Source organism: Streptomyces sp. NPDC003393 (assembly GCF_053589015.1).
The window spans coordinates 1-14,305 of record NZ_JBSFRB010000058.1 but is presented as its reverse complement, the minus strand read 5'-3'; the positions used below and the strand labels follow the sequence as shown (position 1 = coordinate 14,305).

Annotated in this window: 12 protein-coding genes and 4 pseudogenes; 15 read left to right on the top strand and 1 reads right to left on the bottom strand. The window is 67.9% G+C overall.

What is annotated here, in order from left to right; all coding sequences use genetic code 11:
- Positions 1–62: 62 nt before the first annotated feature.
- The 8 genes and pseudogenes from ACWDUZ_RS35330 to ACWDUZ_RS35295 all read left to right on the top strand — a co-directional run.
- Positions 63–356 (top strand): annotated as a pseudogene (locus ACWDUZ_RS35330) (transposase); the annotation flags it as partial.
- A 237-nt stretch (positions 357–593) separates the two neighbouring features.
- Positions 594–1,832: a beta-propeller fold lactonase family protein gene (locus tag ACWDUZ_RS35325; protein ID WP_451635916.1), complete on the top strand. Its 1,239-nt coding sequence runs from the start codon at positions 594–596 to the stop codon at positions 1,830–1,832.
- A gap of 55 nt (positions 1,833–1,887) precedes the next feature.
- Positions 1,888–2,190 carry an urease subunit gamma gene (locus tag ACWDUZ_RS35320; RefSeq protein ID WP_411093682.1) on the top strand — a complete coding sequence of 101 codons (303 nt, stop codon included), beginning with the start codon at positions 1,888–1,890 and terminating at the stop codon, positions 2,188–2,190.
- 9 nt (positions 2,191–2,199) lie between these two features.
- A complete protein-coding gene (locus ACWDUZ_RS35315) occupies positions 2,200–2,580 on the top strand; it encodes an urease subunit beta (protein WP_451635915.1) in 381 nt (126 codons plus the stop codon).
- A complete protein-coding gene (ureC, locus tag ACWDUZ_RS35310; protein WP_451635914.1) occupies positions 2,577–4,295 on the top strand; it encodes an urease subunit alpha in 1,719 nt (572 codons plus the stop codon). Before ACWDUZ_RS35315 ends, ureC begins: the two co-directional genes overlap by 4 nt.
- Positions 4,296–4,360: 65 nt before the next feature.
- Entirely contained in the window at positions 4,361–5,035 is a 675-nt protein-coding gene (locus ACWDUZ_RS35305) for an urease accessory protein UreF (protein WP_451635913.1), read from the top strand.
- A gap of 80 nt (positions 5,036–5,115) precedes the next feature.
- Positions 5,116–5,742: an urease accessory protein UreG gene (gene ureG, locus ACWDUZ_RS35300; protein ID WP_451635937.1), complete on the top strand. Its 627-nt coding sequence runs from the start codon at positions 5,116–5,118 to the stop codon at positions 5,740–5,742.
- Positions 5,743–5,969: 227 nt separating this feature from the next.
- A complete protein-coding gene (locus ACWDUZ_RS35295) occupies positions 5,970–6,677 on the top strand; it encodes an urease accessory protein UreD (protein WP_451635912.1) in 708 nt (235 codons plus the stop codon).
- 245 nt (positions 6,678–6,922) lie between these two features.
- Here the strand turns inward: ACWDUZ_RS35295 and ACWDUZ_RS35290 are convergent.
- Positions 6,923–7,165 (bottom strand): annotated as a pseudogene (locus ACWDUZ_RS35290) (integrase core domain-containing protein); the annotation flags it as partial.
- Between the two features lie 804 nt (positions 7,166–7,969).
- Here ACWDUZ_RS35290 and ACWDUZ_RS35285 point away from each other — a divergent pair.
- From ACWDUZ_RS35285 to ACWDUZ_RS35255, 7 genes and pseudogenes are all read left to right on the top strand, one after another.
- Positions 7,970–8,101 (top strand): hypothetical protein, encoded by a 132-nt coding sequence (locus ACWDUZ_RS35285; protein WP_451635911.1) that lies wholly within the window; start codon positions 7,970–7,972, stop codon positions 8,099–8,101.
- A 118-nt stretch (positions 8,102–8,219) separates the two neighbouring features.
- Positions 8,220–8,600, top strand: coding sequence for an effector-associated constant component EACC1 (locus ACWDUZ_RS35280; protein ID WP_451635910.1), 381 nt, complete (start codon positions 8,220–8,222; stop codon positions 8,598–8,600).
- Positions 8,597–9,967, top strand: a complete 1,371-nt coding sequence (locus tag ACWDUZ_RS35275) for a caspase family protein (RefSeq protein WP_451635909.1) — start codon at positions 8,597–8,599, stop codon at positions 9,965–9,967. Before ACWDUZ_RS35280 ends, ACWDUZ_RS35275 begins: the two co-directional genes overlap by 4 nt.
- 353 nt (positions 9,968–10,320) lie before the next feature.
- On the top strand, positions 10,321–10,557 hold the full coding sequence (locus ACWDUZ_RS35270) for a hypothetical protein (protein WP_451635908.1): 237 nt from the start codon (positions 10,321–10,323) through the stop codon (positions 10,555–10,557).
- A gap of 572 nt (positions 10,558–11,129) precedes the next feature.
- Positions 11,130–12,162: pseudogene (locus tag ACWDUZ_RS35265) on the top strand (IS701 family transposase); the annotation flags it as partial.
- 79 nt (positions 12,163–12,241) lie between these two features.
- Positions 12,242–12,406 carry a hypothetical protein gene (locus ACWDUZ_RS35260; RefSeq protein ID WP_451635941.1) on the top strand — a complete coding sequence of 55 codons (165 nt, stop codon included), beginning with the start codon at positions 12,242–12,244 and terminating at the stop codon, positions 12,404–12,406.
- Positions 12,407–12,501: 95 nt separating this feature from the next.
- Positions 12,502–13,780: pseudogene (locus tag ACWDUZ_RS35255) on the top strand (IS256 family transposase).
- Positions 13,781–14,305 lie beyond the last annotated feature (525 nt).

Here is a 14,305-nt window from a genome sequence, read left to right as displayed (position 1 = left end):
GGCCTTCGCACGATCATGTGCTCCGACCAAAGAGGCACTTGACCAGTACGAAGGCCGTGAGGGTGAGTCTGCTGCCTGATGCTGTTCCGGCCGAGGCGTTCGCGAACGCCTCACGCTTTCTGGACGACTTGTTCGACTGTCTGACCGCGCGCGGGGACGAGCTGGTCGAGCTCATCGATGCGTTTCTGTGCCCGGACGGTCCGGTGACGTCGCCGGTGGACCTGACGCTGGTGGCCGAGCACCGGCGCGGGCACGGCGCGATGTACGAGCCGTTGAACCACGGGAAGGTGGACGTGCCCCCGGGGCGGGCGACCGCGGAAGCACGGCAAGGAGTTCCACTTCGCCAAGCCGGAGACCTGGGGCATCCCGGACGCGGCAACCGTGCAGGTCACCGATCGGTACGGCACCGCCCGCGCGACGGCCTGGGACCGCATCCGCGGATCCACACTGACATCAGTGCCTCAGAGGGACCGCATCCCGGTCACCGATGCAGTCACGGTACTGACCGGGGTGTGTGCTGGGGTGCTCCCTGATGCGAGGGAGCCGCTGCCTGAACATGATCTTTGAAAGATGTCTTGGCTGGAGGAACTGTGATGGAGCAGGACATGCAGGTCGCGGGTCATCTGTACATGCAGACCAATGGTGTGAAGAACGAGGTTGTTCATTTCACTCGTGGGGCGGACGGGTCGCTGACCGAGGTGGAGCGAGTGTCCACGGGCGGTGCCGGCTCAGGGGTGTTCAAGCCGATCAGCGGGCAGGAAAGCGCGCCGAACGCCTTCGAGGGGGCGGGCAGTGTGATCGTGTCCGCGGACCGGCGGTTCCTCTTCACCACGAACGGTGGGGACAACTCGGTGTCGAGCTTCGCGGTGGGTGACGGCGGGAAGCTGTCGCTGCTGGATGTGAAGCGGACGGGGAACATCGTGCCGGGCCGGAGCGGCACAGCGAAGTCGCTGGCGTTCGCGCCGGAGAGCGGCACGCTGTTCGTGCTGCATGCGTTCGGACCGGAGCATGTGCGGCTGATGTCGGTGGATGGTGAGGGCCGGCTCAGTGCGCGACCCGAGGGGTACACCGTGAATACCCCGGACAAGCTGCTGCGGGTCTCGACGATGGCCGTGCTGTCGCCGGACGGGAAGTTCCTGGTGGTGGGGACGACGTTCGACGAGCCGGCGAAGGCCAACCCGGACGGTTCGCCGATTCTGTGGGCGGACCAGCCGGACGGGTCGAAGAAGTCGGTGGCTTCCAACGCGCCCGACCCTGACGGGATTGTGGTGTTCCCCGTCCAGTCGGACGGTTCGCTGGGAGAGGGGATGTTCCAGGACGGCGGTGGCGGTTCGCCGTTCTATCCCGCGTTCCTGCACCACCGGCCGGATCACCTGGTGATCGGTTATGCGGTCGCCGACGGGATCGCCTTGGCGACGCTCAATGAGCGTGGTGAGATCGGTACGGGCCCGGTGGTGAAGATCGATACGAGTGCGGGGCTGCCCTCCGAGCTGTGCTGGCTGGCGGTGTCGCCGGACGACAAGTGGGTCTTCGCGACGAACTTCGGCTATAGCGACATCAGCAGTTTCCGCATCGATGGTGATGTGGTGTCGGTGGTACATGATTCGGCGTGTCCGAGGGTGCCGGGTGACGGTACGTTCCGGGCCCTCAACGGTACGGTCAGCAGCGGTCCGAGTGACAACTGGCTGTCCCCGGACGGCACGCACCTGTACCAGATCTACGCCAACGCTTCGGTCCTGGTCGGCTACGCGGTCCAGCCGGACGGTTCGCTCAGCGAGGTCACCCGTGCGGAGATCCCGTACAACAGCCCGCAGGGCCTCGCAGGGTTCTGAGATGACCGCCGCAAGCGGCCCCGGACAACCACGCATCGAGACATGGGTGTCGTCCTTGATGCTCAGCCCCCGGGAGACCGAGAAACTCGTGATCTACCAGGTGGCCGAGCTGGCTCGGAGGCGCAAGGACCGCGGCCTCAGACTGAACTTCCCGGAATCGATCGCGCTGATCACCGAGGCGTTGCTCGAAGCGGCCCGGGACGGGAAGTCGGTGGCTGAGGTGACCGAGTTGGGCAAACAGGTGCTGACGCGGGACGACGTCCTCCCCGGTGTTCCCGAGATGGTCAACGTGGTCCAGGTCGAGGCCACCTTCCGTACGGGGACGCAGCTCGTGGCCGTGGCCAACCCGATTCCTTGAGGGACGACGATGATTCCAGGCGAGTGGTTGCTCTCCGACGAACCGATCGAGATCAACAGCGGTCGGCGCACCCTGCGCCTCTCGGTGCGCAATACGGGGGACCGGCCGATACAGGTCGGCTCGCACTTCCACTTCTTCGAAATCAACCGGGCGCTCGACTTCGACCGCCCGGCGTCCCTGGGCATGCGCCTCGACGTGCCGTCGGGGCAGTCGATCCGCTTCGAGGCAGGTGACGAGCGCGAGGTCGACTTGGTCGAGTTCGGCGGCGCCGGCCGGGTGGTCGGGTTCAGCGGACTGCTCGACGGTGGCATCTCTGCCCGGTGGACCGTTCGCCGGGCCCTGGCCCGCGCCGCCGACCTGGGCTTCTCCGGAATACGGGAGCAGTCATGACGACGATCTCCAGAAGGCAGTACGCCTCGCTCTACGGCCCGACAGCGGGAGACCGATTCCGCCTCGCCGACACCGAGCTGATCGCCCGGGTGGAGCGCAGCCTGATCACCCCGGGCGAGGAGGCGATCTACGGTGGCGGCAAAACCGTACGCGACGGTATGGGACAGGCACCCGGACTGCGCAATGCCGACGGCGCGCTGGATCTGGTGATCACCTCGGTCATTGTGATGGATGCCGTGCTGGGAATCCTCAAGGCCGACATCGGGGTGAAGGACGGACGGATCGTCGGGGTGGGCCAGGCGGGGAACCCCCATGTGCAGGACGGGGTGTCCCCGAACTTGGTCATCGGCGCCGGTACCGAGGTGATCTCCGGTGAAGGGCTCGTCGCGACCGCCGGCGCCATCGACTCGCACGTTCACTTCCTGACACCCAATCAGATCCCGCACGCCCTCTCCAGCGGGGTGACCACCTTGCTCGGGGGTGGCACCGGTCCCGCCGACGGGTCCAAGGGGACGACATGCACGCCGGGTCCGTGGAACATGGCACGGATGTTGGAAGCCACCGCTACGCTCCCCGTGAACGTCGGCCTGATGGGCAAGGGCAACAGCAGCAGGCCGGAGAGCTTGCGTGAGCAAGTGGAGTCCGGTGCCTGCGGGTTGAAGATCCACGAGGACTGGGGGGCCACACCCGCGGCCCTCGACTGCGCCCTCTCGGTCGCCGACGAGTACGACGTACAGGTGGCACTGCACGCCGACACGCTCAATGAGAGCGGGTATCTGGCGGACACCCTGGATGCGATCGACGGCCGCACGATCCACAGCTACCACACCGAGGGCGCGGGAGGCGGTCACGCTCCGGACATGATGGCTATCGCCTCACTCCCGAACGTGCTTCCTTCCTCGACCAATCCGACGCGCCCCTACACGACCGACACCACGGACAACCTGTTCTACATGACGATCGTGACGCACCATCTGAACCCGGACAATCCGGAGGATGTGGCGTTCGCGCAGTCCCGCATCCGGGCTGAGACCGAGGCGGCCGAGGACGTTTTGCACGACATGGGCGTGCTGAGCATGTATTCGTCGGACTCGCAGGCCATGGGCCGGGTCGGGGACACCGTCACGACCTGCTGGCGCACCGCGGACAAGATGAAGAAGGTGACCGGCAGTCTGCCCGGAGAGACCGAGGGCGACGACAACCAGCGCATCCTCCGCTACCTGGCAAAGCTGACGATCAACCCCGCGTTGACCCATGGCATCGGTCACGTCGTCGGTTCGCTCGAGCCGGGGAAACTGGCAGACATCGTACTGTGGCCGACCAACATGTTCGGTGTGAAACCTAAGTGCGTGATCAAGGGTGGACTGATCGCATGGTCGGTGATGGGAGACGCGAATGCGTCCATCCCGACGCCGGAACCCGTACTGCTGCAACCCATGTTCGGCACGTTGGGCAAGGCGGCGGGCCGTACGTCGGTGACCTTCGTCTCGCAGGCGGCGGTAGAGGGCCGGGTCATGGAACGGCTCGGCATCGACAGGTGGACCGAGGCGGTTCGCGGTTGCCGCACGGTTGGCAAGGCGCAGATGGTCCGGAACAACCTGACTCCGGAAATCTCCGTCGACACAGAGACCTACCAAGTGAAGGTGGATGGGCAGCCGGCTGTCGTGCCCGCCTCCGAAGAGGTGTCCATGTCTCAGCTCTACTACATCGTCTGATGCCCGGACACGAGTCGCAGGAGCCCGGTGCCGCATCGATGACTGGGTTTTTGTCTGTCCTGCAGATGAGCGACTCGGCTTTTCCGAGCGGGCGTTACACCCTGTCCCACGGCCTGGAGACGCTGGTCCAGACCGGCCGCCTGACTACGCCCAGTGACCCCGCAGCGCTGTCGGCCCTGCTGAGTGACCATCTCCGGTTCGCGGTCGGACCGTCCGACGGTGTGGCACTGGCATGTGCGCACCGAGCGACACCCGCGCCGGACCGGGTCGACCTGGAGTCGGTCGTCGGTGCCGACGAGCGGTTGACCGCGGTGAAGGTTTCACGGGAGAGCAGGGAGACCTCCGCGCGCACGGGGCGGGCGCTGCTGCGCGTCGCGACGTCGGCGTTCGGCGACCGTGCCGTGCGGCAATACGCGCGAGAGGTCGTCGAGGGACGGGCACCGGGCAATCACGCGGTGGTCCTCGGCGTCCTCAGTGCTTGTCTCGGTGTGCCGCGCCTCGAAGCCGTGGCAGGCGAGTTGTTCGCCTTCTCGGCCAGCTGGGTCGCAGCCGCCGTGCGGCTCGCGGTGACGGACCACAGTACTGCTCAGGCAGTGCTGCACCACGTGCGACCGGTCATGTCCGAGGTCGCGTCGTCCGCCGTCGACAAGGGCGTGCTCGGCATCGTCAGTTGCACGCCCCTGCTGGACGTCATGGCCATGCGCCACGAGGAAGCCGAACTCCGCCTGTTCGCCAGCTGAGAAAGGAGACATCCGTGACGGAGTCACACAGCCACGACCACGGCCACGCATCCCGGTTCGCCCCCGTCCGGGCACCGGGTATCGCCAGGATCGGTATCGGAGGGCCGGTCGGTTCGGGCAAGACAGCTCTGATCGAGGCGCTGGTCCCCCTGCTCATCGATGCCGGGCACAATCCGTTGGTCGTCACCAACGACATCTTCACCAGCGAAGACGCCAAGCATGTACGGCAGACCCTGGCCGGCGTGCTCGCACCGGAACGAGTTGTGGGTGTCGAGACCGGCTCCTGCCCGCACACAGCGGTACGAGACGACCCGAGCATGAATCTCGACGCCGTCACTGAACTGACGCAGCAGTTCCCCGACGCCGATGTCGTGCTTGTCGAGTCCGGCGGGGACAACCTGACGCTGACGTTCAGCGCCGCCCTCGCCGACTACTTCATTTTCGTGATCGACGTCGCGCAGGGCGACAAGATCCCGCGCAAGCGCGGCCCGGGAGTGACGCACTCCGACCTGCTCGTGATCAACAAGATCGATCTGGCCGAGCTTGTCCGCTCCGATCTGTCGGTGATGGACCGGGACGCCCGGATGGTGCGCGAGGGACGCCCGTTCGTCTTCGCCAACTGTTTCACCGGTGAAGGGCTCGCTGAGGTCGAAAGCCGGATCGAGCGGGTGATCGGCCGGTTCGTTCCCAACGGCCATTCGGGATGAGCGGACGGGACGATTCGGCATGGTGCACGCCCACCGGCCTGCCCGAGGAACTTCTCGCGTTCGGTGGGACCGTCCGGGACGGCTTGGCGGTGGGGGCCGCGGGGAAGACCGGAGTACTCGACCTGGAACTGGCCCCGCTCGCGGGAAGCACCAAGGTGGTACGGCAGTACCAGCGGGCACCTCTGCACATCTTTCGGCCGATCTACCTTGACCCGGTCCGGCCGGACATGGCGTTCGTCTTCCTCCAGCAGCAAGGCGACGGGCTGGTCCAGGGCGACCGGTACCGAGTGGACATCGACTGCGCCCCGGGCTCCGCGGCTCACATCACGACCCAGGCCGCCACCAAGGTCTTCGGCGCACGGGACAACTTTGCGACGCAGCTGGTCAACCTGCGAGTCGATGCCGGTGCGGTGCTGGAATACCTGCCGGATCCGATCGTGCCGTTCCGCACGTCACGATTGTTCCAGCGGACGTGCCTGACGACAGCACGGGACGCGACGGTGATCATGGGTGAGGTCCTGCTGCCAGGCAGGGTGGCCCACGACGAGGCCCACGCCTACGACCTGTGCTGGATGGAGACCGAGGTCAGGGCGCTGGATGGAACCTTGTTGTTCACCGATACCGTGCGACTGCGTCCCGGCGGCCTCGACGACCCGAGGTCGCCGGGCCTGCTGGGCGAATACGACGTCCTGGCCACTCTGTATGTGGTGTGCTCACGGATGCCGCCGCGCGACATCGTTGCGTTGCTTCGGGAAGCGCTCGCCGAAATGCCGGAGGTGCTTGCCGGGGTCACGGAACTGCCCGCCGGCTGCGGAGCCGCTGTGCGCGTGCTCGGATACACGTCCAGAGCGGTCCAGGCCGCGATGCACACGGCCTGGAACCGGGCCCGCACATCTCTGCTCGGCGCCTCGGCCCCCGACTTGCGCAAGGGATGACCCTTGGGTCGTCATCGCGTCTCCACGCTTGAGAGACCCGGATCCAGTTCGGTACGGCGATGAACAATGATCCGGCTTGTTGCGGGGCCGTCTACGACGACGGGAAAGCGGCGATCTTCGTCCTGGACGACCGGCCGGCCCGCGCGGAACAGCCGGACGACCGTGGGTCACGTCCGCTGGAGTGGCGTATCGACGGCCACTCGGTGGGCCTTGACCTGGCCTTGACCCCGAATCCTGGACACGGGTTATGCGGCTGGTGCCAGCGTAGTTGATGTTGTTTTGGACGCTGTCTCGTAAGCGATCGGCCTGCGTTGTCCGAGACGGGAGTGACGGCGTCGGGTGTTGTAGCGGTGCAGCCGGCGGAACGCGTCGAGGCGGGCTTCGCGCTCGCTGGACCAGTGCTTGCGCCCCTGGAGCGTTTCGCGCTCGAAGGTCGCGTTGAAGGCCTCGGCGAGTGCGTTGTCCGCTGAGCTGCCGATCGCGCTCCTGGGCTGGACGCGGTCGGAGGCGTCGGACTGCGACTCCGGCTCCCTCCAGCCGGACTCCGACAGAATCTTCTGGGTGAATCAGGAAGGAGCGGCAGGGCGCCCGGACATCTGGGCGGACCTGGAAGCCAAACGGCAGTGTCTCGCCGCCCTCCGCGCGGGCGGTGCACACCGGGACGCCACGGGAAGACGCCCATGCTCCCTCCGTTCAAGACCGGCTGGCACGTCTGATCGATCAGTCCCGCGCACGCCTGGAGCGGGCGGCAGAGGTCCTCAGCCCGCCGGTCGGAGGCCGCCGTGCGACGGCCTCCGACAGCCCGCGCGGCACCTCCACGAGCACGATCCCGGCCAGCGGCAGGCCACAGCTCATGTGCAGCACGACGTCGGACCGCGCCCGCGGTAGCCGCGGCGCCGGCGGAATGCATCCGGGCCCACACCACACCGCTGCCCCGCAGAGGATGCCCACTGGGGCGGCGTGGCGATGCGGCTGGGTACGAAGCCGCCATTCAGCAGGGTCGGCGGCGTGGACGGTGGCCGTGGCGCGTGCCTCGTGGCGCGCGTAGTCCCCGGTGACCGGGTCGCAGATCTGGGGAGGCCTTCAAACTGCGTCCTTCCGGCCTGTGGGGCGAGTCGAATCCGTGCCGATACCGCGTCTGGGAAGGAGCCCGCGGCACGATCGGCAACACGTTCCCGTTCTGGCAGCGCCACCGCTACACCCGCTCCCAGACCTTCCCGCGGCTGCACGTCGTCCTGGCGGGCAAGGAGGAGCACCTGCTCGACAACCGCCTCCAGGCACTCGCCGACGACGTGAAGGGCATCGCCGTCGCGGTCTGGGTGAACACCCTGCCCCGGCTCCAGCGCGGCGAGCCCTGGTACGAGATCGGCGTCGACGACCCCGACCGGCGCCGCCGGCGCTACCCCGAACCGCCGGGCCGCTGAGGCAGACCCGCCGGACGGGAGCGACACCGCTCCGAGGTGCGTGGCGTCTCCCGTTCCCGGGTGCCGGATTCCCAGGAAAAGGGCCTCCGGACCGGTGTGGCTTGGCCAGAATGACAGCATGGCGACAGGCATCGGGCGGAGCGAGACACTCCGTATCAGTTGTGCGAACGGGCCGGATGAACTTCGTTCTCTACTGGACTGGTTGAAGCACGAGGAGGACCTTCGGGGCCGGGTAGTGCTCCGGCACGGCGACGTGGCCCCCGGAGAGATGGGATCCCCCCACGACGTGCTGGTGGTGGCCCTGGGGGCCGGCGGGGCAGGCACAGTACTGACGCACTCCCTGTTCTCCTGGCTCTCCCGGCGGCGGTCGAGCGTCAGGATCACCCTCGAGACTGCGGACGGCCTGAAGGTCACGGTGGACGCCCAGCAGATCACCGACGTTGAGGCACTGACCCGCCAGGTGGCCGCGCTCGTGGATTCCGAAACCGCCTCGCAGTGAAGCGCATACCCGATCCGGCGGCATCCCGGGCCGTCATCATGGGCTGCGGTTCCTTCACGCAGCGTTCCCAGCTCCCCGACATCCCGGCCGTGAAGAGGAACGTCACCGCGCTCGCCGCGGTGCTCGCCGACGAGGTCACCGGCTCGGTCTCCGAGCCGCGGTGCCATGTCGTCGTCGACCCGGAACACCTGCACGAGGTGGGTCGCCCGCTCGCCCTGGCGGCGACGGACGCCACGGACCTGTTGCTGGTGTACTACGCCGGGCACGGCGTCCTGGACGAGCGCGGGCAGCTCTACCTGGCCCTCGGGGGAACGGACCGCGAGACGCTGCCGTACTCCGCGCTCCCCTTCGACACGCTCCGCAGGGAGATCGCGGACAGCCACGCGGCGGTCCGTGTCCTGGTCCTGGACTGCTGCTTCTCCGGACGTGCGATCGAGGCGCTCGCCGGCGACGGCTCCGTGGTCGATGGTCAGCTCCGCATCGCCGGGACGTACACCCTCTCCTCCACCACGGCCAACGCACCGGCACACGCCCCCGCCGGTGAGGAGTACACCGCGTTCACCGGAGCGCTGCTGCGTGCGCTGCAGAAGCCCTGCGCACTGACCCTGGACGAGATCTACCGCGAAGTGGACGCCGACCTGCACGCCGCCGGTCGGCCCCGCCCGCAGCGGCGCGCGGTCAACACCGCCGGAGACGTCCTGCTGTCCCGGGGCCCCGGTCACGGGCAGCCGCTGCGACCCGTTCGGCGGGACGACGGGGTTTGCTTCCGTCGCAGCAGGAAGAAGATGCTGAGGAACTGGCGCACCGGATGGGTGGCCGGCGACGGGTTTGGCACCAGTGCCTCCGTGTTCCTGGCCTTCACCACGCCCTGGTGGGCGGCGTTCGTGGCAGGACTGCTCACACTGCTCGCAACAGGCGTCACGGCCCTGATGTGGAACACCCTGCCCGGTAAACCCGACGAACTTGTAATCTCCTCATCGGGAATTCTCTTCACCGGAGGGAAGCGCGGACCGTACCGGGAGTACTCCTTCCCGTGGCATCACGTCTCCGCCGTCGGAATCATGACTCCGATGCTGCCGAACCCTCGACCGCCGACGAAGCCGATGCCCGCGCCGCAGCCGAGCCGCAGCCCGTCCGTCCTCGCGGTACGCCTCAGACCCGAGGTGCCCGACCCGGCGCCACACTCGGGTCTCCTGACCGAGGACCACAACAAGCTAGGGTACTTCGGCATCTGCCGCCTCGACGCGGTCGACGCCGGATTGGTGGACATCCGCACCGCCCTGGAGCGCTTCGCCGGAGCCCGGGGCCTCCGGTCGGCCCGCGAGTTCCTCGCCGCTGACCCGCGACTGCGCCCGGACATGGTCTAGCCGACCCTGGCGCGGTCCCGCAGCCCGCCCTCCGGCCGGCTACCGCCCCGGCCCCTGGGCCGCTGGCGGACACTGCCACCCGCGTCCGCGCCGCCTTCCCCGTGCTGGGCAGGCCGGCCGGGCTCGCTGCCGAAGCGACCGTGTGCGCCCAGCTGCTCCAGACCGTGGCCCGCGGAGACAACCTGGTCCTCGAAGGACCGCTTCGGAAGTGGGCTGAGGAACTCCGCCGCCGCTGAGTCCGTGTGGTCGCCCCGACCATGAGGCCGACCACGCCGGGCGCGACCCCCGACCACGGCGCCGGCCAGCGAGTGTCCGAAGTGACAAGGGATTCGAACGGGCGATCTAATGCTGGTATGGACGTGACCGACTTCCCCGACGACCTGGTGCAGACACAAGCCGCCTGGAACGCCACCTACGACGCGCTCGCCGCACCCCGCCCCCGCGACACCACCGCCCTGCGCCGCCGCCTGTTGCTCCTGTCCGTACGGCTGTGGTGGCACCCCTACTGGGAGACCGTCCCCTCGGTGCCGGCGGCGCGCCCCGAGCTGCGGCAGCTGGCCCGCGCCCGGCGGGCCGTCCAGGCAGCGTGACCGCACGCCTCGGTCGACCAGGAGCACGGGTTGCGCCAAGGGTTGCGCTAGATGTTGCGCGGCCCGCAGGACCGTCCCCGTGTCCGTGCAGGTCACCACGCGGGTTTGCCGTGGTCGGCCCGCTGACATCCCCGGCCGCGGCCGCTCTGCCCATGTCCCTTGGCTGGTGTGAAGGAGGAAGGGACGGGCGGGATGCGCGGCGCGGCCGCGGATCGGGACGCGCTCAGCCGGTTGCGCGTCGCCGGGCCGCGCCTCGCCGCCGTCAGTCGCGGTGGCGGAGGCCGGGACGGAAGTCGCCGGCGCCTCGGTGTTGTCCTCCCGGCGTCGAGCCCCATCAAGGGGCGGCGGAGTGGGTAACCCTGTCGCTGAGCGTCAAGCGTATTGCCACACTCTGTTACTCGGTGGTGTACTTGGCCGTCTTGGATGATCTAGTACTCCAGTCTGACTTCGCGATCTTGTGGCGGACCCGGCTGGGAACGGGTACGGCCACCGCGTGATCATCGGTTGGTGTGTGGACAAACGAAGATCGTGCGGTGGCCGCGGGCCATAGCGTAGACCCTGCCCGCTGGCGGGTGTTGTTCGACCAGGTTGTGGCCCGTATCGCCGGGCGGTTCGGCCGAGTCGAGCCTCGGGCCACGGCCCGCGCCTACTTGCTCGGGCTGCTGTCGGCTACCGAGCGGAAGAACTGCTGGCAACTGGCTGAACAGGCCGGCCTGGCCCGGCCCGGGCCGATGCAGCGCCTGCTGCGCTATGCCCGCTGGGATGCCGACGCCGTCCGTGACGACGTCCGCACCTACATTGTCGACCACCTCGGCGACGACGGCGTTCTCATCGTGGACGAGACCGGCTTCGTGAAGAAGGGCAGCATGTCGGCGGGGGTGCAACGCCAGTACACCGGCACAGCCGGCCGGATCGAGAACTCCCAGGTCGGCGTGTTTCTCGCCTACGCCACCCAGCGGGGACGCGCGCTGATCGACCGACGGCTCTACTTGCCCGAGCACTCCTGGTGCTCAGATCCCGGGCGCCGCCACGCTGCCGGGGTGCCCGAGGACCTACCCTTCGCGACCAAGCCCCGCCTGGCCGGGGAGATGATCGCCGCCGCGTTGGACGCCGGAGTGAGCGCATCATGGGTGACCGGCGACGAAGCCTACGGCCAGGACCCGCGCACGCCTGGAGCGGACCGGCATCGGCTACGTGATGGCCGTCGCCTGCTCCACCCGGGTCCGGATCAACCAGGGCCGCACCCCTGTCCGCGCCGATGTCCTCGCCGACCGCTTGCCCGCCTCTGCCTGGCAGCGGCACAGCGCCGGAGCCGGCGCGAAAGGCCCGCGCTACTACGACTGGGCCTGGATCCACATCGGCACCGGCGTCCATCGTCACCTGCTGATCCGCCGCAACCGGACCACCAGTGAACTCGCCTTCTACCTGTGCTGGTCACCTACCCAGGTCACCCTGCACGAGCTGGTCCGCGTCGCCGGTGTCCGCTGGAGCGTCGAGGAATGCTTCCAGGCCGCCAAGAGCCAGGTCGGCCTGGATCACTACCAGGTCAGGCACTGGACCTCATGGCACCGGCACATCACGCTCGCCATGCTGGCCCTGGCCTTTCCTGACCGCCCTCGCCGCCGACGCGAACCCCACCCGGCCTGCCGATCCGCAACACCCCGCCCGCAGCCACGATCCGATCATGCTGACCGTCCCGGAGATCCGTCACCTGCTCGTCGCCGTCTTCCCCCCACCGGCCATGACTGCCGCCAGACTGCTGCACTGGTCCACCTGGCGCAGACGCCACCAGGCAACAGCCCGACGCAGCCACTACCAACGACGATCCGCCGACGGACCCGCTGATTAGATCACGAAACCGCACTGGAGTATTAGCCTCGCCCTTTCAGTTGGGGCGGGACTGTACGGTCACTGGTGTAACTCCCGAGCTGGAAGCGACAGTTGATGACTGACGTGGTGAGTGACACCAAGGCCCAGGAGGTGACCGTGGACGAGGTCGTGGACGACGCCCTGGTCCAGCAGCTGATGGCCCGTGCGAAGGACGGCGGGATGAAGCTGGCCGGCGAGGGCGGTCTGCTGCAGCAGCTGACCAAGAAGCTGCTGGAGTCCGCCTTGGAGGGCGAGATCACCGACCACCTGGGCCACGAGAACGGCGAGCGGGCCGAGGCCGGGCGGAGGGAGAACTGCCGTAACGGCCACCGGGCCAAGACTGTGACCACCGATATCGGAACCGTCGAGATCGAGGTGCCCCGGGACCGGGCCGGCACCTTCGAACCGATGATGGTCAAGAAGCGTCAGAAGCGCCTTGCCGGTGTCGATGAGATGGTGCTGTCCCTGTCCGCCAAGGGCCTGACCCACGGCGAGATCTCCGCCCACCTGGCCGAGGTCTACGGGGCGAGCGTCTCCAAGCAGACCATCTCCACCATCACCGACAGCGTGGTCGCGGGGATGACGGAATGGCAGAACCGGCCGCTCGACGCGGTCTACCCGGTCGTCTTCATCGACTGTGTGAACGTCAAGATCAGGGAGGGGCAGGTCGCCAACCGGCCCGTCTACATGGCCGTGGCGGTCACCGCCGAGGGCCACCGCGACATCCTCGGCCTGTGGGTCGGCGACGGGGGCGAGGGCGCGAAATATTGGCTCCAGGTGCTGACCGAGATCAAGAACCGCGGCGCCGCGGACGTGCTGATGCTGGTCTGCGACGGGTTGACCGGGTTGCCGGACGCGGTCAATACGGTCTGGCCTGCGACGATCGTGCAGACGTGCGTTGTTCACCTGTTGCGCAACTCGTTCAAGTACTGCGGGCGGCAGGACTGGGAGAAGATCGCGCGTGGACTGAAGCCGGTCTACACCGCGCCGACCGAGGAGGTCGCGCTGGAGCGGTTCGTGGAGTTCACCGAGGCCTGGGGAAGCAAGTATCCGGCGATCGTGCGGTTGTGGGAGTCGTCCTGGTCGGAGTTCGTGCCGTTCCTGCGGTTCGACGTGGAGATCCGCCGGATCGTATGCACCACCAATGCCATCGAGTCGATCAACGCACGCATCCGCAAGGCTGTGCGCGCCCGCGGGCACTTTCCGACAGAGCAAGCCGCGCTGAAGTGCGTGTATCTGGCGGTGATGAGCCTGGACCCGACCGGGACAGGACGGCGACGCTGGGCGATCCGCTGGAAGCCCGCAAGCATTCGACATCACCTTCGACGGACGACTCTCGGCCGCCCGCCGCTAGAACCCGACAACCGAGTTACACCACTGGCTGGACACACCCTCGCCTGGCCGCCCGCCGGCACTCCTGACCAATTGAGGGGGCCGCCCGTATTCCAGTGACTTCTCTGACGCCCACTGGGAACTCCTGGAACCACGCAGGCAGCATGGCGGGCGCGACGAAGAGGCAGAGGGCTGGACACCGGCCGCGCAACCCGATGGACTCATGCGCGGTCCACGAGGCCGAAGGCCGGGACGTCGGGCTCCTCCAGTGCGCGAGGTCCGTCTTGCTCATCGTGAAGGTCTGATCACGGGTGGTCGACTGGCGATGGGCGCGGGGGCGGCAAGATGCCGCCCTGCGTGCGTCCGTCAATGGCGGGCTTGGATCTTCAGGTCGCCGCGGGTCTGTACGCGTATGTGGTCACTGGCGAGCATGGCGTGGGGGAAGCCGGGATTGAGGTTCCCCCGAGATGCGGGAAGTGGTGACAGAGGGTCAGATGGGTTTTTGCGAGAGGAGCCCAGACGATGCCTGCACCGAGGAAGTACCCGC